27 protein-coding genes are annotated in these 24,270 nt (G+C 58.9%); 3 read left to right on the forward strand and 24 right to left on the reverse strand.

The features are described 5' to 3' along the window. Positions 1–75: 75 nt before the first annotated feature. Positions 76–519 (forward strand): MerR family DNA-binding protein, encoded by a 444-nt coding sequence (locus tag HCI85_RS13840; protein WP_167145283.1) that lies wholly within the window; start codon positions 76–78, stop codon positions 517–519. A gap of 6 nt (positions 520–525) precedes the next feature. Here HCI85_RS13840 and HCI85_RS13845 read toward each other — a convergent pair whose 3' ends face one another. From HCI85_RS13845 to ccmA, 10 genes are all read right to left on the reverse strand, one after another. Further along, on the reverse strand, positions 526–852 hold the full coding sequence (locus HCI85_RS13845; RefSeq protein ID WP_167145285.1) for a hypothetical protein: 327 nt from the start codon (positions 850–852) through the stop codon (positions 526–528). Beyond that, a complete protein-coding gene (gene ccmI / locus HCI85_RS13850; protein ID WP_090252157.1) occupies positions 849–2,051 on the reverse strand; it encodes a c-type cytochrome biogenesis protein CcmI in 1,203 nt (400 codons plus the stop codon). The genes HCI85_RS13845 and ccmI overlap by 4 nt, the downstream gene beginning before the upstream one ends. Next, entirely contained in the window at positions 2,051–2,524 is a 474-nt protein-coding gene (locus tag HCI85_RS13855; RefSeq protein WP_241693781.1) for a cytochrome c-type biogenesis protein, read from the reverse strand. The genes ccmI and HCI85_RS13855 overlap by 1 nt, the downstream gene beginning before the upstream one ends. A 149-nt stretch (positions 2,525–2,673) precedes the next feature. After that, positions 2,674–3,210 carry a DsbE family thiol:disulfide interchange protein gene (locus HCI85_RS13860; protein WP_167145289.1) on the reverse strand — a complete coding sequence of 179 codons (537 nt, stop codon included), beginning with the start codon at positions 3,208–3,210 and terminating at the stop codon, positions 2,674–2,676. Continuing rightward, positions 3,207–5,180: a heme lyase CcmF/NrfE family subunit gene (locus HCI85_RS13865; RefSeq protein WP_167145291.1), complete on the reverse strand. Its 1,974-nt coding sequence runs from the start codon at positions 5,178–5,180 to the stop codon at positions 3,207–3,209. The genes HCI85_RS13860 and HCI85_RS13865 overlap by 4 nt, the downstream gene beginning before the upstream one ends. After that, positions 5,177–5,665: a cytochrome c maturation protein CcmE gene (gene ccmE / locus HCI85_RS13870; protein ID WP_090252147.1), complete on the reverse strand. Its 489-nt coding sequence runs from the start codon at positions 5,663–5,665 to the stop codon at positions 5,177–5,179. The genes HCI85_RS13865 and ccmE overlap by 4 nt, the downstream gene beginning before the upstream one ends. Continuing rightward, positions 5,662–5,838: a heme exporter protein CcmD gene (gene ccmD, locus HCI85_RS13875; protein ID WP_090244811.1), complete on the reverse strand. Its 177-nt coding sequence runs from the start codon at positions 5,836–5,838 to the stop codon at positions 5,662–5,664. Before ccmD ends, ccmE begins: the two co-directional genes overlap by 4 nt. Continuing rightward, complete coding sequence (locus HCI85_RS13880; RefSeq protein WP_176600648.1) at positions 5,835–6,593, reverse strand: heme ABC transporter permease; 759 nt, start codon at positions 6,591–6,593, stop codon at positions 5,835–5,837. Before HCI85_RS13880 ends, ccmD begins: the two co-directional genes overlap by 4 nt. A 73-nt stretch (positions 6,594–6,666) precedes the next feature. Next, positions 6,667–7,338, reverse strand: coding sequence for a heme exporter protein CcmB (gene ccmB / locus HCI85_RS13885; RefSeq protein ID WP_167145295.1), 672 nt, complete (start codon positions 7,336–7,338; stop codon positions 6,667–6,669). Continuing rightward, a complete protein-coding gene (ccmA, locus tag HCI85_RS13890; RefSeq protein WP_090254051.1) occupies positions 7,335–7,970 on the reverse strand; it encodes a cytochrome c biogenesis heme-transporting ATPase CcmA in 636 nt (211 codons plus the stop codon). The genes ccmB and ccmA overlap by 4 nt, the downstream gene beginning before the upstream one ends. 163 nt (positions 7,971–8,133) lie before the next feature. Here ccmA and fliK point away from each other — a divergent pair, with 163 nt between their 5' ends. After that, positions 8,134–9,678, forward strand: coding sequence for a flagellar hook-length control protein FliK (gene fliK / locus HCI85_RS13895; protein ID WP_167145297.1), 1,545 nt, complete (start codon positions 8,134–8,136; stop codon positions 9,676–9,678). Next, positions 9,675–10,001 (forward strand): EscU/YscU/HrcU family type III secretion system export apparatus switch protein, encoded by a 327-nt coding sequence (locus HCI85_RS13900; RefSeq protein WP_167145299.1) that lies wholly within the window; start codon positions 9,675–9,677, stop codon positions 9,999–10,001. Before fliK ends, HCI85_RS13900 begins: the two co-directional genes overlap by 4 nt. Positions 10,002–10,009: 8 nt before the next feature. Here the strand turns inward: HCI85_RS13900 and HCI85_RS13905 are convergent, their stop codons facing one another. The 14 genes from HCI85_RS13905 to flhA form a co-directional block, all read right to left on the reverse strand. Next, a complete protein-coding gene (locus HCI85_RS13905; RefSeq protein ID WP_167145301.1) occupies positions 10,010–10,414 on the reverse strand; it encodes a DUF2802 domain-containing protein in 405 nt (134 codons plus the stop codon). A 3-nt stretch (positions 10,415–10,417) separates the two neighbouring features. Next, positions 10,418–10,897: a chemotaxis protein CheW gene (locus HCI85_RS13910; RefSeq protein WP_090252131.1), complete on the reverse strand. Its 480-nt coding sequence runs from the start codon at positions 10,895–10,897 to the stop codon at positions 10,418–10,420. A 105-nt stretch (positions 10,898–11,002) separates the two neighbouring features. Then, positions 11,003–11,842, reverse strand: coding sequence for a CheW domain-containing protein (locus tag HCI85_RS13915; RefSeq protein ID WP_167145303.1), 840 nt, complete (start codon positions 11,840–11,842; stop codon positions 11,003–11,005). 87 nt (positions 11,843–11,929) lie between these two features. Further along, positions 11,930–12,718, reverse strand: a complete 789-nt coding sequence (locus HCI85_RS13920) for a ParA family protein (protein ID WP_167145305.1) — start codon at positions 12,716–12,718, stop codon at positions 11,930–11,932. A 50-nt stretch (positions 12,719–12,768) separates the two neighbouring features. Continuing rightward, positions 12,769–13,638 carry a flagellar motor protein MotD gene (motD, locus tag HCI85_RS13925; RefSeq protein ID WP_090252123.1) on the reverse strand — a complete coding sequence of 290 codons (870 nt, stop codon included), beginning with the start codon at positions 13,636–13,638 and terminating at the stop codon, positions 12,769–12,771. Between the two features lie 12 nt (positions 13,639–13,650). Next, entirely contained in the window at positions 13,651–14,391 is a 741-nt protein-coding gene (locus HCI85_RS13930; protein WP_090252121.1) for a flagellar motor protein, read from the reverse strand. Then, entirely contained in the window at positions 14,391–15,506 is a 1,116-nt protein-coding gene (locus HCI85_RS13935) for a protein-glutamate methylesterase/protein-glutamine glutaminase (RefSeq protein WP_167145307.1), read from the reverse strand. The genes HCI85_RS13930 and HCI85_RS13935 overlap by 1 nt, the downstream gene beginning before the upstream one ends. 43 nt (positions 15,507–15,549) lie before the next feature. Then, a complete protein-coding gene (locus HCI85_RS13940) occupies positions 15,550–17,781 on the reverse strand; it encodes a chemotaxis protein CheA (protein WP_167145309.1) in 2,232 nt (743 codons plus the stop codon). An 11-nt stretch (positions 17,782–17,792) separates the two neighbouring features. Beyond that, positions 17,793–18,581 carry a protein phosphatase CheZ gene (locus HCI85_RS13945; RefSeq protein WP_160087926.1) on the reverse strand — a complete coding sequence of 263 codons (789 nt, stop codon included), beginning with the start codon at positions 18,579–18,581 and terminating at the stop codon, positions 17,793–17,795. A gap of 19 nt (positions 18,582–18,600) precedes the next feature. After that, positions 18,601–18,975, reverse strand: a complete 375-nt coding sequence (locus HCI85_RS13950; RefSeq protein WP_090254048.1) for a chemotaxis response regulator CheY — start codon at positions 18,973–18,975, stop codon at positions 18,601–18,603. A 97-nt stretch (positions 18,976–19,072) separates the two neighbouring features. Beyond that, positions 19,073–19,819, reverse strand: a complete 747-nt coding sequence (fliA, locus tag HCI85_RS13955; protein WP_167145311.1) for an RNA polymerase sigma factor FliA — start codon at positions 19,817–19,819, stop codon at positions 19,073–19,075. Then, positions 19,816–20,646 (reverse strand): flagellar synthesis regulator FleN, encoded by an 831-nt coding sequence (fleN, locus tag HCI85_RS13960; RefSeq protein ID WP_090252106.1) that lies wholly within the window; start codon positions 20,644–20,646, stop codon positions 19,816–19,818. The genes fliA and fleN overlap by 4 nt, the downstream gene beginning before the upstream one ends. A gap of 77 nt (positions 20,647–20,723) precedes the next feature. Then, on the reverse strand, positions 20,724–22,025 hold the full coding sequence (flhF, locus tag HCI85_RS13965; RefSeq protein ID WP_167145314.1) for a flagellar biosynthesis protein FlhF: 1,302 nt from the start codon (positions 22,023–22,025) through the stop codon (positions 20,724–20,726). A gap of 15 nt (positions 22,026–22,040) precedes the next feature. Beyond that, the gene (flhA, locus tag HCI85_RS13970; protein ID WP_167145771.1) at positions 22,041–24,164 is read right to left on the reverse strand and encodes a flagellar biosynthesis protein FlhA; all 2,124 of its coding nucleotides are present in this window, start codon (positions 24,162–24,164) and stop codon (positions 22,041–22,043) included. Between the last annotated feature and the right edge of the window lie 106 nt (positions 24,165–24,270).

The following is a 24,270-nucleotide window of genomic DNA, read 5'->3' on the forward strand; positions in this document are numbered from 1 at the left end:
GCCTGCGAGCTTGACCCAAGGGCCGCCCCCAGGTTTTAACCTGGCGCGGCCTTTAGTTTTTCGGAGTGTTTATCGATGCGTGTCGCCCAACTGGCCAAAGCCGCCGTCGTCAGCAGTGAGACCGTGCGTCACTACACCGATCTCGGCCTGCTCAGGCCTACGCGCAACCCGGATAACGGCTACCAGGAATACTCCAGCACCGACCTGCAACGCCTGCGTTTTATCGCGCGCGCCCGGCGCCTGGGCTTTAGCCTGAAAGACACACAACAGATTCTCGCCAGTGCCGATAACGGCCATGCGCCCTGCGCCGAGGTCCGTGACCTACTCAGTGAACGCTTGGCGGCGCTACAAGCACATATCGAGGAGTGCCAACGCCTGGCGCTGGTGATGCAGAACGCTTTCGACGATTGGGCCGACAAGGGCGAATGCGCGCCAGATGGTCAGGCCATCTGCCGGTTGATCGAAGATTTCGAGCCGGATATCGAACGCCGCCCAGCGACGCCCTGCCCAGCGCACTAAAAACGCTTACTGAGCGTAACGACGATATAAACCCGGCGGCACACCGCTGCTGTCGGTAGGCAACCAGGGGCCCTGCGGATTACCGGCAAAACTCCAGCCAGAGTTCCAGCGGTAATAGGTGCGCTCACGGTAATAGAGGTGAGAAGCACCACCCACCACGTACACCCCTAACTGCGCATTCCACTGGCTGTCCACCCCAGGTGGCGGGGCAAAGCGTGGGTGGTTGCTGCTGCCACTTGGACTGGTAACGGGCGCGGTAGCCGTTGGTGTTTGCACGCAAGCACCGAGTCCCAGCAGGCCAATCAGCACGACGCCACGCAGTAACGACTTCATGGCGCTTTGCTGTCGGCACTGTCGATCCGCAGCTGCTGCAATTCCGTGGTCTTGCTGGCCAGCGGCTGGCTGCTACCTACCCATTCACCGGCCGTAGCGTTACCACTGCGCGAAATGCGCGCGACCAACTGCACCTGTTCGAAGCCGGATATCTTCAGCTGCGGCATCATCGCATCGCTATCTGACAGGCTGACCTCAGCCGGCAAATCAGCCACGCTCAGACGCTTGACCGCGAGCGGCATCGGCGGCCCGGAGACCGCTCGAGCAAACACGAATACCGCATCGCCCGGTTGCACCTTGCCCTGCAGCGCAGGGTCCAACTCAACCCGAACGGTCAGACCTGGAGAGGTAGCGGGTGTTGACTGAGTGGCGGGCTCGCCCAATTGCTCCTGAGCACGCTCAATACCACCCTGAATAGCCTGGCGAGACGGGTCTTCCGCCGGCAACACCGCTACCAGCTGCTGCCAGTGACCGATGGCTTTCTGGAACTGGCCGCTTTCATAGGCCGCAATCCCTAACAGCCCAAGACTGGTGACCTCCGCCGGATCGGCTTTCAGTGCTTCATCTGTCAACGCCTGCAATTGCGCGGTCCACTGCTTGTCACCGGCGAAATACAGCGCCTGTGCCCACTGCCCGAGCAACTCCGGCTCACGCCCAGCCACACCCACAGCACGTTCAAACGCCACGACGGCGTCGGCAGCACGTTCCTGCGCCATGTAGGTACGCCCCAGGAAGTACCAGCTTTCCGCCGACTCAGGGTTACTCTTTACTGCGGCCTCTAAGCGTGCAGTCATTTCCTCGATGGTCTTCGGCTGCGCTGCAAAAACCTGTGCGCGCTCAACATCCCCAATAGCGCCCCAGTGCTGATAAAGGCCATAACCCAGCAGCGGCATCAGCAGCGCGGCAATCAACGGGACCGTGCTGCCCAGCTTGCGCTGGGTCGGCTGCGCCAGCGCACCCTCAGTATCCGCGAGCAGCTCGCGAGCAGCCTCGTCACGGCCACTGGCCAACTGCTCAGCATTCAGCGCCCCGGCAGCGTGCTGGCTTTGCAGATCCAGCAAGCGCTCCTGATAAAGGGTCACGTTGAGTGCAGTACGGTCTTCCTCAGCCTGAACCTTGCGTGCACGCAGCACCGGGATCAGCAGAAACGCCAGGGCCGTCAGCAACAGCAGGCCAGCGCACAACCAGAATTCAATCATCAGTCTTTCTTATCCACAGGCGTTTGATTTAGCAAAGCAGCCAGACGTTGCTGTTCATCGGCAGACAGGCCGCTGGCGATAACGCCCGGCTTGCTGCGACGGCGCAACAGGATGACCCCCAGCAGGACAAAACCACCGGCCAACAAGCCGGCCGGGCCATACCACAGCAGCAAGGTGCGCGCGTTGACCGGCGGTTTGTAGAGCACAAAATCGCCATAACGGCTGACCAGAAAATCAATGATCTGCTCGTTGCTCTGCCCCTCTTCCAGCATGCGGAAGATCTGCGCGCGCAGGTCCATGGCAATCGGCGCATCGGAGTCGGCAATGTTCTGGTTCTGGCACTTGGGGCAACGCAGCTCTTCGACCAGGTTGCGGTAACGCTCACGCTCCGCCTCACTGGCAAACTCGTAGGTGTCGATAGCTGCCTGGGCGGTGCCCAACAACGCTAGGCCCAATACAACGGCAACCAGCAAACGCTTGAACAAGCCGCTTGAGAGCGTAGCGAGCGAAGGGTAGGCAAGGCGAAAGCAGGCGAGGAAGCGGAGTTTACGGGTTGTAAATGAGCATTCCGAGCCTGCTTTCAACGCAGCATGGCCGAGCGCAGTAGCTCTCATGCGACTTGTCATGGCTGCACCTCATCGACCAGTTCCTGATACAGCGGCGCCAGCTGTTCCCGCCAGACACGCTCATCGATCACCCCGACAAACTTGTGGCGGATGATGCCGTCCTTGTCGATCAGGAAGGTCTCGGGTGCGCCATACACGCCCAGGTCCAGGCCCAGGGTGCCGCGCGCATCGTTGATGTTCAGCTGATAGGGGTCATGGAACTCCACCAGCCACTTCTGCGCGGCGGCGTTGTCATCCTTGTAGTTGACCCCGTAGATGGTCACACCCAGCTTGGCCAGTTTGTTCAACACCGGGTGTTCCACGCGGCAGGCCACACACCAGGTGGCCCAAACGTTGACCAGCGCCGGCTTGCCCTTGAGATCAGCCTCGGTAAGCGGCTTGCCATCCTGCACCGCCGGCAGGGAGAACGCCGGCAGGGGTTTACCGATCAACGCCGACGGCAGTTCGGAAGGGTCTAAGAACAAGCCGCGGTAGAGAAACACCGCGACGCCCAGAAAAACCACTAACGGCAACAGCAGCAGTAAACGCTTCATGCCTGCGCCCCCGCCATACCCAGGGCATCACGCACACGGGTGCGCACCTTCATCCGGTAGCGCTTATCCGCTGCGGCCAGGAAGCCACCGAGCCCCATCAACAAGGCGCCAAACCAGATCCAACGGACGAATGGTTTGATGTGGACACGCACCGCCCACGCCCCGTCTTCCAACGGCTCACCCAAAGCAACGAACAGGTCACGGGTGATACCGGCATCAATGCCCGCCTCGGTCATCACCGATTGCTGCACGGTGTACAGGCGTTTCTCGGGGTGCAGCACGGCAATTTGCTTGCCCGCTTCGAGGATCCGCACCGTGCCTTTATCCGACGTGAAGTTCGGCCCTTCAAAGTGCTCAGCCCCTTCGAAGATAAACTGGTAACCGCCGATTTCGACCGACTCGCCCGGCGCCATGCGCATGTCACGCTCAAAGCTGCCCACGCTGGTCAACACCACACCGAGGGCACACACCGCCATGCCCAGGTGCGCAGTTTGCATGCCCCAGTAGCTACGGGTCAGGCTCGGCAGCCCTTTGAGCAGGCCTTTGTGACGGGTTTTCTCAAGGATGTCGCGCACACCCGCCAGCACCACCCAAGCGGACAACAGGCAAACAGCGAGCACCGCCCAGTTGAAATCACCGACCAGGAACGTCGCGATAACAGCCAGCACCACGCTGCCGATCAGCACTGGGGCGAGCATGCCAAGCAACCACTGCACCGGTGTGTCCTTCCAACGCACGATCACACCGACGGCAATTACGGCCATCAGCAAGCCCATTAGCGGCACAAACAAGGCATTGAAGTAAGGCGGCCCAACGGATAATTTCGCGCCAGTAGTGGCATCCAGCACCAAGGGGTAGAGAGTGCCGAGCAGGATCATCGCAGCGGACACCACCAGGATCAGGTTGTTGACCAGCAGCAAGGTTTCCCGCGACCACAGGGCAAAGCCAACTTGGCTTTTCACCACCGGCGCGCGGATGGCAAACAGCGCCAAGGAGCTGCCCACCACGATCAACAGGAACACCAGAATAAACACGCCGCGCTCAGGGTCGCTGGCGAAGGCATGCACCGAGGTCAGCACCCCGGAACGGACCAGAAAGGTGCCCAGCAGGCTCAAGGAGAACGCGGCAATCGCCAGCAGTACGGTCCAGCTTTTGAACACGCCGCGTTTTTCCGTCACAGCCAGGGAGTGGATCAACGCGGTGCCGACCAACCAGGGCATAAAGGAGGCGTTTTCCACCGGATCCCAGAACCACCAACCACCCCAGCCAAGTTCGTAGTAGGCCCACCACGAGCCCAGCGCGATACCGATGCCAAGGAAGGCCCAAGCGACGATGGTCCACGGCCGCGACCAGCGCGCCCAAGCCGCGTCCAGCTTGCCGCCCAGCAACGCCGCAATGGCGAAGGCGAAGGCCACGGAGAAGCCGACATAGCCCATGTAGAGCATCGGCGGGTGGATGATCAGACCGAAGTCCTGCAACAGCGGGTTGAGGTCGCGGCCGTCAGCCGGGGTGTCAAACAGCAGCCGCTCGAACGGATTGGACGTGATGATCAAAAACAACAAAAAGCCGATGCTGATGATGCCCATGATCGCCAGCACACGGGCGAGCATCTCTTCCGGCAACTGCCGCGAGAAGATCGACACGGCAAAGGTCCAACCGGCAAGGATCAGCCCCCACAGCAGCAGCGACCCTTCGTGGGCACCCCACACGGCGCTGAATTTGTAATACCACGGCAGTGCACTGTTGGAGTTATTGGCCACATAGGCGACGGTGAAGTCGTCGATCATAAAGGCATAGGTCAGGCAGACGAACGCAAACAGCATAAAGGCGAACTGCCCCCAGGCAGCCGGCTGCGCCAGGCTCATCCATTGACGGTCACCCCGCCAGGCACCGATCAACGGCAGTGTTGCCTGCACCAGTGCCATGCACAGCGCCAGAATCATCGCCAGATGGCCGAGTTCAGGAATCATTGTGCGTACTCCGATGGGGACGCTTGCTTAGCCGCTTTGGCCGCGTCGTGCTGCTGCTTCATGCCGCTCTGCTCCAAGGCCTGCATGACTTCCGGCGGCATGTAGTTTTCATCGTGTTTGGCCAGTACTTCATCGGCAATCAGCACGCCGCTGGCGTCGAGCTTGCCCATGGCGACGATGCCCTGCCCTTCGCGAAACAGGTCCGGGAGGATGCCGCTGTAGCGGATGGTCACGCTCTTGGCGCCGTCAGTGACGACAAAATCGGTGTCCAGTGAGTCGCTGGAGCGCTTCACCGATCCCTCCTCAACCAGGCCGCCGGCACGGATGCGGGTGTCCTGCGGGGCTTCGCCGTTGGCGATCTGGGTCGGGGTGTAGAACAGGTTGATGTTCTGCTGCAACGCGCTCAGGGCCAGGGCCACAGCGATGCCGACACCGGCGATGATTGCCAGGACGATATACAGGCGTTTTTTACGCACGGGGTTCACTTCGACTCCTCCCGGCGCAAACGACGCGCCTCGTCTTGCAGATAACGGCGACGCGCCAGGATTGGCAACGCCACATTCAGCCCCAGCACAGCCAGGCTGATGGCATAACAGGACCAGACATAAGGCCCGTGGGTGCCCATGGCGAGAAACTCGCTGAAGCTGGCAAAACTCATAGCCCCTTCTCCACCTGCGCCTTGATCTCAGTTTTGGCCCAACTACTGCGGGCCTCGCGCTTGAGCACTTCCAGGCGCATGCGCATCAGCAGCACGGCCCCAAAGAAACAGTAGAAGCCCAGTACCATGATCAGCAGCGGCATCCACATCTCAAACGGCATGGCCGGCTTGGCCACCACACTGAAGGTGGCCGGCTGGTGCAGGGTGTTCCACCACTCCACCGAGTATTTGATGATCGGGATGTTCACCACACCCACAATGGCCAGCACCGCACAGGCCTTGGCCGCGCTGTCACGGTTGGTGATGGCATTGCCGAGGGCGATTACACCGAAATACAGGAACAGCAGAATCAGCATCGAGGTCAGGCGGGCATCCCACACCCAGTACGTGCCCCAAGTCGGCTTGCCCCACACCGCACCGGTCACCAGAGCGATCGCCGTCATCCAGGCGCCGATGGGTGCGGCCTGCTGCAAGGCGACATCGGCCAGTTTCATTTTCCACACCAGCCCGACAACGCCGGTCACCGCCAACATCACGTAGATCGACTGAGCGAGAAACGCCGCAGGCACATGGATGTAGATGATGCGAAAGCTGTTGCCCTGCTGGTAATCCGGCGGCGCAAAGGCGAGGCCCCAAACCAGGCCGACCGCCAACAGCACAGCGGCGGCCAGGGCCAACCAGGGGAGCCAGCGGCTGCTGATTTCATAAAACCATTTAGGCGAGCCGAGCTTGTGAAACCACGTCCAGTTCATCAGGTTACTCATCAGTGCTAGGGCTGATCAGGGCGCAGGCAGGCACCACGATCAACCGGCCATTCAGGCTTATTGTCTACTCAGCGACACTGATCGTCAGACCAGCGGCGATGGCAAAAGGTGTCAAGGTCACCGCCAATGCGGTGAGGCTGGCCAGCCACAACAAGTGACCAACCGCCGGCAATCCTTGCAGGCTGGCTTGTAGCGCACCGCTGCCGAGAATCAGCACCGGGATGTACAACGGCAAAATCAGCAACGCGAGCAACAGGCCGCCACGCTTCAGACCCACCGTCAGCGCCGCACCGACTGCGCCCAGTAAGCTCAGCACCGGCGTACCGAGCAGCAGCGAGATCAGCAGCACCGGCAGGCAGCGCCCCGGCAAACCCAACATCAACGCCAGCAGTGGCGCCAACAACACCAGCGCCAGGCCAGAGAACAGCCAGTGTGCCAGCACCTTGGCCAGAACCAGAAGAGCCAGGGGGTGCGGCGAAAGGACCCACTGCTCCAGCGAGCCGTCCTCGAAATCACTGCGGAACAGCCCGTCCAGCGAGAGCAGCACGGCCAATAGGGCCGCAACCCACACCAGCCCCGGCGAAAGGCTTTGTAACAACTGCGTCTGCGGCCCCACCGCCAATGGGAACAACGCAATCACAATGGCAAAGAACACTAACGGATTGGCCAGCTCGGCCGGGCGGCGAAACAACAGGCGCGCCTCACGGGCGAGCAATAGGTTAAAGACATTGCTCATAACGGACGCTGCCCCAGATCAAGCTCGCGGTAACCGGCCGGCTTGACCGTCAATTCATGGTGCGTGGTCAGCACCACCAGGCCACCTTGCTGACAATGCGCGGCGAGATGGTTCTCCAGCTGCGCCACTGCCGCCTTGTCCAGCGCAGTAAACGGTTCATCCAGCACCCACAGCGACGGGCCTGGCAGATACAAACGCGCCAACGCGACACGGCGCTGTTGCCCGGCGGACAGGGTGTGGCAAGGCACATCTTCAAACCCTCGCAGCCCCACCGCCGCCAGAGCCTGCCAGATGGTCTCGCGCTCTACCGGCTGATGCAGGGCGCAAAGCCAGGTGAGATTTTCCTCAGCGGTGAGCAAGCCCTTGATGCCGGCGGCATGTCCAATCCACAGCAGGTTGCGCGCAAGCTCGGCGCGCTGCGCGGTCAACGGGCGACCATTCAGACGAATCTCACCAGCAGTGGGCTGCATCAACCCAGCCAGCAAGCGCAGCAGGCTGGTTTTACCACTGCCATTGGGGCCCGCCACCTGAAGCATTTCACCGGGAACCAGACGCAGCTCCACACGCTCGAAGAGCATGCGCCAGTCTCGCTCACAGGCGAGCGCAACGGCTTCAAGAAGAGGGCTGGTCAAGGCATCGGCACCTAAGATGGATGGCAAAAGCGGTTCAAGTCGGCAGCGTCTTGGCCGCTATACTGACGCAAATGAAATGCGCAGCCGAACCAGACGGGGCGCGATTATACATGCCCAGCTCCGCCTGCCGCAGCGGGCATTTTCGACAGGGTGTAACCCGCCAATGAGCGAAATCAGCAGCCCGCGGCCTATTGCGCCAACTCCCCCCAGCAGCCGCCCCAGCGCTGTCGCGGCGGACCTGGCAGTGAAACTGTTACAGCCCATGCAAGGCTTGCTGACCAGTGGCGAAACCGCCAAGGCCGAAGTCATCGCACTCAAGGAAGTGGCGCAGAGTTTTCAGGTGCTGCTCAAGCTGACCCTGAATAATGGAAATCAGGCGACCCTTGAGGCCAACAGTCCGCGCCCGTTGGCTCAGGGCACATCCCTGGCCGTAACAGCCCTGTCGGAAACCCGCCTGGCCCTGTCCCTGCTGATGGGAGGGGACAAACCTCTGACCAGCCTGGACCTCGACCAATTGCCCGTCGGCACCCTGCTGCAGGGCAAGGTAGTGGCCCGCGAACAATTGCTGCAGGGCCGCTCGCAACAGGTGATCTACAAGGTGCTGGTCAGCTTGCTCAATACGCCACTGGCTGGCAGCAAGCTGTCTCTGGAAACCCCACTGGCACTGCCTTTGGGTAGCCTGCTCAGCGCTCAGGTACAGGGCAGCCAGGCACTGAATTTCCTGCCCCTGAGTGGTCGCCTTGACCAACTTGCCCTGAGCCAGCAACTGGGCAATCAAAGCAACCGTCAGGGCTCATTGGAAGGGCTGTTCAGCGCCCTGCAAGGTATGCGTGGCAATTCCGACATGAGTGAAGGCCTGCGCACCAGCATCGATAAACTCTTCGGCATCATGCCCGACGTCGCGCAGTTGAGCAGCGCCAAAGGCCTGGCTGCCGCCCTTGAAAACAGTGGCATCCTGCTGGAAAGCAAATTACTTGGCGGTCAGGGCCAGGCACTGCCGAACGACCTGAAGGCCAACCTGCTGCGCCTGATCACTCAATTACTGCCGAACCTGTCTACCGGCACACCACTGGCCGCAACCACAGCAGGAACCTCGCTGGCCCAGGCGATGCCCGCCCTCGCACGCGACCTGCTCGGCAACCTGGGCAAAGCCACGAATCGCCAGCAAGCGCTGAATTTCCCCCTGCCTTCACGCCTGCTACAGGCCATGGAAGGTGAGGCCGACCTAGAAACCATGCTGAAGCTCGCCGCGGCTGCCCTCTCTCGCCTGCAGACCCACCAACTTTCCAGCCTTGCGCAGAGTCAGGTAGGCCCGGACGGCAACCTGCTCACCACCTGGCAACTGGAACTGCCGATGCGCAATCAGCAGGAATTGATTCCACTGCAGGTAAAAATCCAGCGCGATGAAAGCAACCCACAAGGCAAACCCGATAAAAAGGAAACCCTGTGGAAAGTCGAACTGGCCTTTGATCTTGATCCACTAGGTCCCTTGCAGGTGCAGGCGCAATTGGCCCATGGCCGCCTTTCTAGTCAGTTGTGGGCTGAGCGCAGCAGCACCGTCAACCTGATCGATGCGGAGCTGGATAACCTGCGTCAACGCCTGAATGCCGCCGGCGTGCAGGTTGGCGAGCTGGCCTGCAACCAAGGCACGCCGCCACGCGGGCCGCGCACGACGTTGGAACAGCGCTGGGTGGATGAAACCGCATGAAGAACACCGCCCCCCGCCAAGCCATCGCCCTCACCTACGACGGCCAGAAAGCGCCCGTACTCAGTGCCAAAGGCGATGACGAACTGGCCGAAGCCATTCTGGCGATTGCCCGCGAGTACGAAGTACCGATCTATGAAAATGCTGAGCTAGTGCGATTATTGGCGCGACTGGAACTGGGTGATGCAATTCCCGAGCAGCTGTATCGCTGTATCGCGGAAATCATCGCCTTTGCCTGGTATTTGAAAGGTAAGGCACCGGCCGGTAGCGGGCGGGATACCGACATCACACCGCCGCTGCGTTTATTGGCAGGACCGCCAGAGTGAAGGGAGCCTCAGGAGCGCTGCAGTTTGGCCTGCTGCATCTTGCTGACCAACTCAGCCTCGGCCTTACTCAGACCGCATGACTGGGTCAGATCATCCACGCTGGCACCCATACCCGCCAAACGTGCAGCCTGAGTAAATGACAGGCTGCTGGGATCACGCTGCTCAATCTGATTAAGTTTGTCCGGCAAAGGCGCAACAACCCTGCGCAATTCGTGCAACTCCTCACCCATCTGCACGCTACCAGTCAGGTAGGCATCCAGTCGCCGGCTAAGTTCTTTGAGCCGGCGATCACGCACTGCGTCACGCTCACCTTGCAACTTGATAAAGTCGCGCAACTGCCTGACAAACCAGATACTGACGCATACCAGCCCCAGGCACACTAGGGCTAATGCGACCAGCAGCGCTTCGAGCATGACTTAGATGCTCTCCAGATCGGACCACTCTTCTTCGCTCATCATCTTGTCCAGCTCAACCAGAATCAGCAGCTCGCCGTTCTTGTTGCACACGCCCTGGATAAACTTGGCAGATTCGTCATTGCCCACGTTCGGAGCAGTTTCCACTTCAGACTGACGCAGATAAACCACTTCGGCGACGCTATCGACCAAGATACCGACCACTTGCTTGTCGGCCTCGATAATCACGATACGGGTGTTATCGGTCACCTCGGTGGAGTCCAACCCGAAACGCTGACGTGTATCGATGACTGTGACCACATTGCCGCGCAGGTTGATGATGCCCAGCACATAGCTCGGCGCACCCGGCACAGGGGCAATTTCGGTGTAGCGCAGGACTTCCTGAACCTGCATCACATTGATGCCATAGGTTTCGTTATCCAGGCGGAACGTTACCCACTGCAGAATCGGATCATCAGAACCTTGTGCAGAACTTTTCTTCATGTCCCTAGCCTCGTCATGAACCGCTCGCGGCGGCGATCGCGGGTGTATACCCCGCTGTGATTACTATAGATGCAAAGCTGCGCACCTCGCACAGCCCCGCGTTATTCAATGCACCTGCTTGGCCGCCATGCGCTTGGCAGCACCACTGGCAATCAACTCAGCCAGGGATGCGACATCCAGCAAGGCGCACATGTGTTCAATCACCGTACCCGCGAGCCACGGACGCTGCGTACGCTGGCTGCGCCATTTAACCTCGTCGGGATCCAGCCGAATCGAGCGGCTGACTTGATGCACAGCCAGCCCCCACTCATAACCTTCAACGGAAATTACATACTGCAACCCTTCGCGAAAATCATCGCGATAACGGTCAGGCATCACCCAGCGCGCTGTATCCAACACTTTCAGGTTACCGGCCTGGCTTGGCAGTATGCCGAGAAACCAGTCAGGCTGACCAAATAATGGTGTCAGCTCCTGACCCTCCAGGGGATAAATCGAACCCAGGCACACCAGTGGAACGGCCAAGGTCAGCCCAGCCACATCAAATAACAGGCATTCGAAAGACCCTTGCGCCCATTCAGGCCGCCCCTGCGGTACCGCCTCAGGTACCACCAACATCTGCGGCTCTGACTGCACCGACTCAGCCACTACAACAGTTTCTACAACCTCTGGCAGCGACTCGACGTGAACTTCAACGTGCGCAGTGGGCATCACGAAAGTGGGCAGCACCAATGGACGCGGCGCCAACTCAGCCAGGGGCTTGACCTTAGCGGCGCTCACCTGCGGCATGCTGCGCGCATCGCGCACCTGCTCTTCCAGCACCGCGGCCTCGAACTCATCCAGCGTGATGCTATCGACAAACTCGACCGCAGCCTCCTGCAACAAGCCATCCAAATAGGACTGCAAGACCTGTTGCGAACGTGTAGCAGTGGCTAAAGGACGACTCATCAAGACAACTCGCAATAACAATCTGTACAGACTATCGGCCGCGCTAGCGACAGACTTGAGCCCATATCTTCAGCATAGTCGTTCATCTCAAGCGACCTGAGCAGCAATCTGCTGAGAAAGCAGGTGTTTGAGTAAGGCGCGATAAGCCAGTACACCGCGGCTGTTGCTGTCAAACGTTGACGGGGTCACCCCTGCCCGACTGGCGTCACGTAAACGCGTATCAACCGGAATATAGGCCGGCCACAGGTGATCAGGGTAACTGTTGCGCAACACACGCAGCGTGCCCATCGACGCTTGGGTACGACGGTCGAACAGGGTCGGTACGATGGTGTACGGCAACGCCTGCTGACGCGAACGGTTGATCATCGCCAGGGTATTGACCATCCGCTCCAAGCCTTTTACGGCCAGAAATTCAGTCTGCACAGGAATTACCAGCTGCTGACTTGCCGCCAAGGCATTGACCATCAGCACGCCAAGTAAGGGCGGACTGTCGATCACCGCATGATCAAAATCCTGCCAAAGCTGCGCAAGGCTCTTGGCTATCACCAAACCCAAGCCACTCTGCCCGGGTGACTGGCGCTCCAGGGTGGCCAGTGCAGTGCTGGACGGCAGCAGGGAGATACGCTCATCACTGGTAGGCAGGAGCAGCTGCTGGGGCAAACCGCGCGGTACAGCGCCTTTATGTTGGAACAAATCGAAGCTGCTGTGTTCCAGGCTGTCCGGGTCGTGCCCGAAGTAGCTGGTCATCGACCCATGGGGATCGAGATCAACGATCACCACACGCTTGCCGGCATCTGCCAACAGGCCTGCCAGAGCGATTGATGTGGTGGTCTTACCGACTCCACCTTTTTGATTGGCTACTGCCCAGACTCTCATCGTTATCATCCTCCCGGTTCAGCTGCAGCCTGACCGAGAACGGGGCCACCCTATGGGACCGGCGACGGGGGATTGACGGCACCCGCTTGCGGGACCGGCGCTGCTGGGGCTTTTGCAGGTTGCGTGCCAGCACGTTGCAACGCCGCATCAGGCTTAGCATTGGCACTGCCCACACCGCTAACGCTGCGACGTACGTCTAGATTACGCGAGATCACTAACACGACGCGACGATTGCGCCCGCGCCCTTCAGCGGTGGTGTTATCCGCGACGGGCTGGAACTCACCATAACCGACCGCTGCCAGGCGGCTGGGGTTGACCCCATCCATCGTCAGCATACGCACGATACTCGCAGCCCTTGCGGTAGAAAGCTCCCAGTTGGTCGGGAACTGAGCCGTCTGAATTGGCAGATTATCGGTAAAGCCTTCCACGTGTATTGGATTCTCGTACGGCGCCAGAATTTTGGCTACCTTTTCGATAATATCGAACGCAGCATTGTTAGGAATGGCATCGCCGCTGGTGAACAACAGGCTAGAGCTGAGCTCAATCTCGATCCACAGCTCATTTCCACTGACCTTCAGCTGATCCGACTGAATCAAGTCGCCGAAAGCCTCGCGCACACTGTTGGCAATATTCTGCAGATCATCAGCCGAAGACTGAGCGCTTTCCTCATCCACCAAGGAACGGTCCGGCTCCGTGGTCCGCGGACGCTCGTCACCAACCGGAATCGGTTTGATAGCGCGATCAGGTTGATTGAACACCCCGGTCAGGCTGTCAGAAAGAATTTTGTACTTGCCTTCATTGAGCGAGGAAATCGAGTACATCACCACAAAAAAGGCGAACAGCAGAGTAATGAAGTCGGCGTAAGAGACTAGCCACCGCTCATGATTTTCATGCTCTTCTTGATGACGCCGGCGGGCCATAAGGTGTCCCCATCAATCCATGAAGCCTTGCAGCTTCAGTTCGATGGAGCGCGGGTTTTCACCCTCCGCAATCGACAGGATGCCTTCAAGCAGCATCTCGCGATAACGGGATTGACGCTGAGCGATAGCTTTGAGCTTGTTACCAATGGGCAATAACAGCAGGTTGGCAAAGCCAACACCGTAGATGGTTGCCACGAACGCCACGGCAATTCCACTGCCGAGCATGCTTGGGTCGGCCAGGTTACCCATCACATGGATCAAGCCCATCACTGCACCGATAATGCCGATGGTCGGCGCATAACCGCCCATGCTTTCAAACACTTTGGCCGCCTGAATATCACGGCCTTCCTGGGTGTACAGATCGACCTCGAGAATACTGCGAATAGCCTCAGGCTCGGCGCCATCGACCAACAGCTGCAAGCCTTTGCGCGCATAGGGATCGGGTTCGGCATCTGCCACGGCCTCAAGACCGAGCAAACCCTCCTTGCGCGCAGTCATGCTCCAACCAACCACCCGGTTAATACCACCGGCCAGGTCCACGCGCGGCGGAAAGAATATCCAACTAATAATGGCCAGGGCCCGTTTGAACACATGCACGGGCGCCTGCAAAAAAGCCGCACCCAAGGTACCGCCAATCACAATCAATGCAGCCGGCCCATTGAGCAGGGCCGCAGCATGGCCCCCTTCGAGGTAGTTGCCGCCAAGAATGGCGACAAACGCCAGGATGACCCCAATAAGGCTCAGTACATCCATTAAGTACAGGTCTCCGCCAGGTGCCTGCCGATATCATCCAGCGGGTAAATCGCATCAGCCAGGTTGGCTTTTACAATAGCCATCGGCATACCGTAGATCACGCAGCTGGCTTCGTCTTGCGCCCACACTTGGCTTCCACTCTGCTTGAGCAGGCGAGCGCCCTCACGGCCGTCCGCCCCCATACCTGTGAGCACCACCGCCAGCACCTTGTCACCATAAGACTTGGCGACGGAACCGAAAGTGATATCGACACAGGGTTTGTAATTCAGGCGCTCATCGCCAGGCAGGATTTTCACCACGCCCCGCGCATCCACCATCATCTGCTTGCCACCCGGTGCGAGCAGTGCCAGACCGGGACGCAAGACATCACCGTCCTCAGCTTCCTTGACACTGATACGGCAGAGCTTGTCGAGACGTTCGGCAAAGGCTTTGGTAAAGGCAGCCGGCATGTGCTGGATCAGCACGATTGGCGCTGGAAAATTCACCGGCAATTGAGTCAGTACCCGCTGAAGCGCAACCGGCCCACCGGTGGAAGTACCGATCGCAACAAGCTTGTAGGATTTACGTTTTGGCGCCGCACTGGCAACCACGGGGACAGGCGCCACAGCTTGACGGCCTGGAGTGCTGGCAGAGGTTACTGGACGCGCCGCAGGCTTGGCTGCGGCAGCGGGTATAGCTGCGGAAGTGGAGACAGGTGATGGGCTGAAACTGCGACGATTACTGCGGGCAATCGTGTGAATTTTCTCGCAAAGCAGTTGCTTAACCCGCTCTGGATTGCGCGAAATGTCCTCAAAATTCTTTGGTAGAAAATCTACCGCACCGGCTTCCAGCGCATCCAACGTCACTCGCGCACCTTCATGGGTTAGCGAGGAGAACATCAGTACGGGTGTCGGACAGCGCTGCATGATGTTACGTACAGCGGTGATGCCATCCATCATCGGCATCTCGTAATCCATGGTAATCACATCGGGCTTGAGCGCCTGCGCCTGCTCGATGGCTTCACGGCCGTTAGTGGCGGTGCCGATTACCTGAATATTCGGGTCGGCTGAAAGAATTTCCGACACGCGCCGGCGGAAAAAACCGGAGTCATCAACCACCAACACCTTAACAGCCATAAACACTCCTAAACGGCGCCACAGATAGCTGCGCCGCTAACAATCAGATGCGCCGCGCGTAACGCTTGAGCATGCTCGGCACGTCAAGAATCAGGGCAATACGACCATCACCGGTAATGGTTGCACCCGACATGCCTGGCGTACCCTGCAGCATTTTGCCCAGCGGTTTGATGACCACTTCTTCCTGTCCGACCAGTTGATCGACCACGAAGCCAATACGCTGACTGCCAACAGTGAGGATCACCACATGCCCCTCACCCTGCTCCACGTGTGCTGCACTGCCGATCAACCAACGCTTGAGATAGAACAGCGGCAACGCCTTGTCGCGCACGATCACCACTTCCTGGCCGTCAACCACATTGGTTCGCGACAGATCGAGGTGGAAAATCTCATTCACGTTGACCAGCGGGAAAGCAAACGCTTGATTGGCCAACATCACCATCAGTGTCGGCATGATCGCCAGGGTCAGCGGCACCTTGATAACGATTTTTGAGCCCTGTCCCTTGACCGAAAACACATTGACCGTGCCGTTGAGCTGGGAAATCTTGGTTTTCACCACATCCATGCCCACGCCGCGCCCAGACACATCGGAAATCTCAGTCTTGGTCGAGAAGCCCGGGGCAAAGATCAGGTTGTAGCATTCGAACTCATTGAGACGGTCGGCCGCGTCTTTGTCCAGCAAGCCTTTTTCCACGGCTTTGGCGCGCAGTACATCCGCGTCCATGCCCTTGCCATCGTCAGAGATCGACAAGAGGATGTGATCACCTTCCTGCTCAGCGGACAATATCACCTTACCGCCACGCGCCTTACCTGAGGCTTCGCGCTCTTCCGGGGTTTCAATGCCATGGTCAACCGCGTTGCGCACCAAGTGGACAAGCGGATCAGCCAAGGCTTCAACCAGGTTCTTGTCGAGGTCAGTTTCTTCACCGACCAACTCCAAGTTGATCTCTTTCTTAAGGTTTCGCGCCAAATCGCGAACCAGCCGAGGGAAGCGCCCGAACACCTTCTTGATGGGCTGCATGCGGGTTTTCATCACCGCTGTCTGCAAGTCAGCCGTCACCACATCTAGGTTCGACACCGCTTTAGACATTGCCTCATCGCCACTGCTTGATCCAAGTCGCACCAAGCGATTTCGCACCAGCACCAACTCGCCAACCATGTTCATGATTTCGTCGAGCCGTGCGGTATCGACCCGCACAGTGGTTTCCGCTTCACTGGGCGGCGCAGCCTTCTCAGCAACAGGCGCAGCGACCGGAGCTGCAGGAGCTTTTGCAGGCTCAACCTTAGCGGCAGGTTTTGCCGCAGGTTTGGCGGCTGCTTTAGCAGGTTCCACAGGCTTGGCAGTCGGCGCAGGCGTTACAGGTTTGATCGCTTCAGGCTCAACAAACTTGCCTTTGCCATGCAGCTGATCAAGCAGTGCTTCAAACTCGTCATCCGTGATGTCGCCACTCGGCGCAGCAGCGGACTCAGCCACAGCTTCAGGTGCAGCAGGCGTCGATACAGGAGGAGGCGCAAACTGACCTTTACCGTGCAACTGATCGAGCAATGACTCAAATTCATCGTCGGTGATTTCATCACCGCCCGTGGCCGTTGCAGCAGGTGCCGCCACAGCAGGCACAGCGGGAGCTACAGCTACATCAGGTGCTACAAATTGGCCTTTGCCATGCAGCTGATCAAGCAACGACTCAAACTCATCATCGGTGATTTCATCACTGCTGGCAGCCGCGGAAATTGGCGCCGGAGAGTCCCCCAAGGCGCCTAATAACTGCTCGAATTCAGTGTCTGTGATATCGCCAGCGGCCTCTTCAAACTCGACTGCAACCTCAGGTTCAGATTCCAGCTCAGGCTCAGCGTGTGCTTCAACGGGTGCGGCAACATCAGCACCCGCCGGTTCAGCCAAACGCGCCAAGGCGGCAAGCAGCTCAGGCGTAGCCGGAGTGAGATCGGAACGTTCACGGACCTCGGTAAACATGCTGTTGACGGCATCCAGTGCTTCCAGCACCACATCCATCAACGCGGAGTCGACGCGCCGCTCACCCTTACGCAGGATGTCAAAGACGTTTTCTGCGATATGGCAGCATTCCACCAGCTCATTGAGCTGGAGAAAGCCAGCACCACCTTTGACGGTGTGAAACCCGCGAAAAATGGCGTTGAGTAGATTCATGTCGTCCGGGCGACTTTCCAGCTCTACAAGCTGCTCAGACAGTAGTTCAAGAATCTCGCCGGCCTCTACCAGGAAGTCCTGGAGGATTTCTTCATCGGCGCCGAAGCTCATAAGACGTGCTCCTAAAATCCCAGGCTGGAAAGCAGGTCGTCGACATCATCCTGATTGGATGCGACGTCTTCACGCTTATCGGCATGAATCTGCGGACCTTCACCACGCGAAGGCTCTTTTTGTTTTTCTTGTTCGGCGCGGAGCAACTCATGGTTGTGCTCAATGCCGGCAAACTGATCGACCTGACTGGCCATCAGCACCAGTTTCAGCAAGTTGCTTTCCACTTCGGTAACCAGCTGCGTTACACGCTTGATCACCTGGCCGGTCAGGTCCTGATAATCCTGAGCCAACAGGATGTCATTGAGGTGTGCAGAAATCTTGGCACCGTCGCGTTCGCTTCGCGCGAGAAACAGCTCCACACGCTTGGCTAACTCGCGAAAGCCATCGGCACTCATTTCGCGGCGCATGAAGCGCCCCCAATCACCGCTGAGGCTTTGCGCTTCATCGCTGAGGTCATTTACCAGCGGGGCACTTTGCTCGACCAGATCCATGGTGCGATTGGCCGCTTTTTCGGTCATCGTCACCACATAATTCAGGCGCTCAGTGGCATCGGTAATTTGCGAAACCTCAGTGGCATGTGGCACACGGGGGTCGAGCTGGAAATTGACGATGGCGTTATGCAGCTCACGAGTCAGCTTACCGACTTCATGGTAAAGACCACGGTCACGTGCCTTGTTGAGCTCATGTATCAGCTGTACCGCTTCACCAAAGTTGCCTTGTTCCAGGCTATCTACCAGTTGGCGAGCGTTGTATTTCAGGGTCGACTCAAGGTCACCTTGAACGGAATCTTTATGCTCCATAGCACCCTCGTGGCAAACATCAGCCGTTGACCCGCTCGAAGATCTTTTCAATCTTCTCTTTCAGCACTTGGGCTGTGAACGGCTTGACCACATAACCGTTAACCCCCGCCTGGGCTGCTTCGATGATCTGATCACGCTTGGCTTCTGCCGTGACCATCAGCACCGGCAAGGTTTTCAAGCGATCATCCGCACGCACTGCGCGCAACAGATCGATACCCGTCATGCCAGGCATGTTCCAGTCAGTCACGAGGAAATCGAAGCTACCGCTTTGCAGCATGGGCAGCGCGGTTACGCCATCATCCGCTTCCGCGGTATTGGTGAACCCCAAGTCACGCAGAAGGTTCTTGATGATCCGTCGCATCGTTGAAAAGTCATCAACGATGAGGATTTTCATGTTCTTGTCCAAGTCGACCTCCGTACAGTCCCAAACGCAGGCAGCAACCTGCATGCGCTTTTAATCGTGAAACCGGCCCAGCATCAGCGAATACAACTCAATGTGCGCGCCACTCACCCAGTCGAGCACGTAAACGTGCGGCACACTGACTGTGTAGTTGGCTTACACGTGATTCGCTAACCCCTAACACCTCGCCGATCTCTTTAAGATTCAGTTCTTCATCGTAATATAGCGCTAACACCAAGCGCTCGCGCTCCGGCAGGTTGGCAATGGCATCTGCCAGGGCCGCCTGAAAGCGTTCATCTTCCAGATCACGAGAAGGTTCGAGGTGGTTGCTGCCAGCGTCTTCACCCAGCCCACCGTGTTCGCCGTCCTGCAACAGGTCGTCGAAACTGAACAGGCGGCTGCCTAAAGTGTCGCCAAGAATGCCGTAGTAATCCTCGAGACTCAATTGGAGTTCGGCCGCAACCTCTTGATCTTTAGCGTCTCGACCCGTTCTGGCCTCAATTTTTCTAATTGCATCACTGACCATGCGGCTATTGCGATGCACCGAACGTGGCGCCCAGTCGCCTTTGCGCACTTCATCGAGCATCGAACCGCGAATGCGAATACCCGCAAACGTTTCGAAACTGGCGCCTTTACTGGAGTCGTATTTTTTTGACGCTTCGAGCAAGCCGATCATTCCGGCCTGAATCAGATCGTCGACCTGTACATTGGCCGGCAGGCGGGCCAACAGGTGATAGGCAATGCGTTTGACCAGGGGCGCGTAGCGCTCGATCAACTGGTGCTGGGAATCCTGCGCCTGCGCCTTGCTATACATACGAAGTCCAGAGGCTGCTGTCATATAGCCGTGTCCGCGATCGGTTGCTGCACCAGACGCTCAACGAAAAACTCCAAATGGCCACGCGGATTGGCCGGTAACGGCCAGGCGTCAACTTTCTGGGCTATCGCCTTGAACGCCAGCGCACACTTCGAACGCGGAAAGGCTTCGTAGACCGCACGCTGCTTCTGCACGGCCTTGCGCACTGACTCGTCGTATGGCACCGCGCCTACATACTGCAGGGCAACATCAAGGAAACGGTCAGTCACTTTAGTCAGCTTAGCAAAGAGGTTGCGACCTTCCTGCGGGCTATGGGCCATATTGGCCAATACCCGGAAACGGTTCATGCCGTGATCGCGATTAAGCAATTTGATCAGTGCGTAGGCATCGGTAATCGAAGTCGGCTCATCACACACCACCACCAGCACTTCCTGGGCAGCGCGCACGAAGCTCACAACACCGTCACCAATACCCGCGGCGGTGTCGATGATCAACACGTCGAGGTTGTCACTGATATCGCTGAACGCCTGGATAAGCCCCGCATGTTGCATGGGTGACAGCTGCACCATGCTCTGAATACCCGAGGCTGCCGGCACGATACGAATGCCGCCAGGGCCCTGCAGTAACACATCGCGCAGCTCGCACTCGCCACTGATAACGTCTTCCAGGGTGCGTTTGGCGCTGAGGCCCAACAACACGTCGACGTTGGCCAAGCCAAGGTCGGCGTCCATCAGCATCACCCGACGGCCGAGATCAGCCAGGGCCAACGCCAGGTTCACCGAGACGTTGGTCTTACCGACGCCACCTTTGCCGCCGGTCACCGCAATCACCTGTACGGGATGCATACCCATATTTCTACACACCTTGTCTAACTTCGACTGGAGCCACTTGGCTGGCTAAGCGCGGTTCATTGCCAACAGCAGGACGCTTAACTGACGCGTCGTGCGGGTTGCTGGTAAAGCCCGGCAAACATCTCCGCCATCGTATCTTCGCTTGGATCCTGGGTCGCCTGCAGCCCTACGGCCCGGCTAACCAATTGATGACTGCGTGGAATCTGCAAATCATCGGGAATGCGTGGCCCATCAGCGAGATAGGCTACCGGTAGACGCTGGCTAATAGCCAGTCCTAAAACCTCACCCAGGCTGGTGGCCTCATCCGCTTTTGTCAGAATGCAGCCAGACAAGCCGCAACGCTTATAACTATGGTAGGCGGCTTTCAGCACTTGGCCCTGGCTGGTAGCGGCCATAACCAGATAATTTTTTGCGTTGACGCCACGGCTGGCCAGCGTTTCCAGCTGCATGCGCAGGGCTGGGTCATTGGCGGGCAGGCCGGCGGTGTCAATCAGCACCACTCGCTTACGCGCCAGCGGTGCCAAGGCTTGAGTCAACGATTGGCCAGGGTCAACCAGGGTCACCGGGACATTGAGAATACGCCCCAAGGTCTTGAGCTGCTCCTGAGCACCAATGCGGTAGCTGTCCAGGCTGACCAGGGCAATATGCTGCGCGCCGTACTTGAGCACGTAACGCGCGGCCAGCTTGGCCAAAGTAGTGGTTTTGCCCATGCCAGCGGGGCCTACCAAGGCGATTACGCCGCCCTCTTCCATCGGTTCCTGCTTCGGCGTTTTGATCGCGTGAGCTAGATGCGCCAGCACCATGCGCCAGGCCTGGCGAGGTTCAGTCACCGTATTCACACGCTCCAGCAGCGCTTTCGACAATTCGGCCGACAAGCCCATGCGCTGCAGGCGACGCCACAAATTGGCTTGCTGCGGGCGACGGTTCTGCAACTGACCCCAGGCAATCGAGCCCAGCTGCACTTCAATCAGCTCACGCAGGCCATGCAGTTCGAAACGCATGGCATCCAGAGCGCGCTGATCGGTTGCCGCAGCTGGCACTGCCTGCGATTTGCGCATCACGGCCGCCAAGCTGTCAGCAGGCAGGCTGTCTGCCGCGCCAAACAGCTGACGATCTTTGCCGGCATCGACCTGAGTGCGGGTGGTCAGCTCGGCCTGGGCCGTGGCAATTTTCGCCTGAGTCTTGCGCAGCTCTGCTTCCAACGCAGGGTTGGGCTGACGGGCCGGTGCGGCTGGCACCTGATAATCCAGCGCGGCGGTCAATTCGACACCACCGGCTACCCGGCGATTGCCAATGATCGAGGCATCGGCACCCAGCTCATCACGCACCAATTTCATGGCGGTACGCATATCAGCGGCGAAAAAGCGTTTGACCTGCATGGCCTGTAACCTCGGTTAGTTCTGCCCCACCGTCGCAACGATGGTGACCTGCTTGTTATCCGGAATTTCCTGGTATGCCAGTACATGGATACTCGGAACCGCCAGCCGCGCGAATCGCGAGAGCATCGCCCGGACCGGACCGGCAACCAGCAGAATCACTGGCTTGCCGAGCATCTCCTGGCGCTGCGCCGCTTCCACCAGGGAACGCTGCAGCTTCTCGGCCATGCCAGGTTCCAGGAGGATGCCCTCCTCGGAGCCTTGACCGGCCTTCTGGATACTGTTGAGCAATATCTGTTCCAACCTGGGTTCCAGCGTGATCACAGGCAGCTCCAGCTCTAGTCCCACAATGCTTTGCACGATTGCGCGAGCCAACGCGACGCGTACCGCCGCCACCATCGCGGCGGGATCTTGACTCTTCACCGCAACATTGGCGATGGCCTCGGCGATGGTGCGGATATCGCGTACCGGCACCTGTTCCTGCAGCAGGCTCTGCAGCACCTTGAGCAGGGTTGACAGGGAAATCATTCCTGGCACCAGCTCTTCAGCGAGCTTCGGCGAGCTCTTGGCCAAGAGCTGCATCAACTGTTGCACTTCCTCATGACCCAGCAGCTCGTGGGCATGTTTGTGCAGGACTTGGTTGAGGTGGGTCGCCACTACGGTACTGGCGTCTACCACGGTGTAGCCAAGCGACTGCGCCTGATCGCGCTGAGTCGGGTCGATCCACACCGCCTCCAGACCGAATGCCGGATCCTTGGCGGCGATGCCATTGAGCGGACCGAACACCTGGCCCGGGTTGATCGCCAGCTCGCGATCCGGGTACACCTCGGCCTCGGCCACGCTGACCCCCATCAGCGTCAGGCGATAGGCATTGGGCTGCAGGTCCAGGTTGTCGCGGATATGCACCGAGGGCATGAGAAAGCCCATCTCCTGGGAGAGCTTCTTACGCACGCCCTTGATCCGCGCCAGCAGCTGGCCACCCTGGTTACGGTCAACCAACGGAATCAGCCGATAACCCACTTCCAGGCCGACCATATCCACCAGTGTTACGTCGTCCCAGCCCAGCTCCTTGACCTCTTGAGCCTTCTGCGCCGGCAGCAATTCCTGTTGGCGCTGCACTTCCTTGATTTCGTTTTCCTTGGTTGTACGCTGTTTGTTGGCAATCCAGTACGCGGCACCCGCAGCCACCAGGCCCAGGCTGATAAAAGAGAAATGTGGCATGCCGGGCACCAAGCCCATGGCGATCATCACCGCAGCCGTCACCGCCAGCGCCCGCGGCGAGGCAAACATCTGCCGATTGACCTGGGCGCCCATGTCTTCCGAGCTGGAAACACGGGTCACCATGATCGCCGCTGCAGTCGACAGCAGCAGCGATGGAATCTGCGCCACCAGGCCGTCACCGATGGTCAGCAAAGTGTAGATACGGCCGGCGTCGGCGAAACTCAGGTCATGCTGGAAAATACCGATGGCGATGCCACCGATCAGGTTGATAAACAGAATCAGCAGGCCGGCAATCGCATCGCCGCGTACAAACTTGCTGGCACCGTCCATGGAGCCGTAGAAGTCGGCTTCCTGGGACACTTCGCTGCGACGCTTCTTGGCCTCCGCCTGGTCGATCAACCCGGCATTCAGGTCCGCGTCGATGGCCATCTGCTTGCCCGGCATGGCGTCCAAAGTGAAACGCGCACTGACCTCGGAGATACGTCCGGCACCTTTGGTGACCACCACGAAGTTGATGATCATCAGGATCGCGAACACCACGATACCGACCACGTAGTTACCACCGATCACTACCTCACCGAAGGCCTGGATCACCTTACCCGCAGCGTCGTGACCGTCCTGACCGTTAAGTAGCACCACCCGCGTGGAGGCGACGTTAAGCGCCAGACGCAGCAAGGTTGCCGCCAGCAGAATGGTCGGGAATACCGCGAAATCCAGCGGGCGCAGGGCGTAGATCGCTACCAGCAGGACGACGATCGACAGGGCAATACTGAAGGTAAACAGCACATCAAGGAGAAACGGTGGAATCGGCAGCATGACCATGCCGAGCATGACCAGCAGCAACAGTGGGATGCCCAGGTTGCCCTGTTTCAACCCCGACAGGTTACTGCGCACATCACCGATCATTTGTGAGCGATCTATTGCCACACCACTACCCCAGCCAATTCAATCTTTTGACGCGAGTCGCGCCTTTGGGAGGGGTTTTGCAAGAAGCTGTCCAACTTTGTCAGAGCCCGTCAAACAGCCA

Source organism: Pseudomonas sp. OTU750018 (genome assembly GCF_011636575.1).
Classification (GTDB): Bacteria; Pseudomonadota; Gammaproteobacteria; order Pseudomonadales; family Pseudomonadaceae; genus Aquipseudomonas; species Aquipseudomonas peli.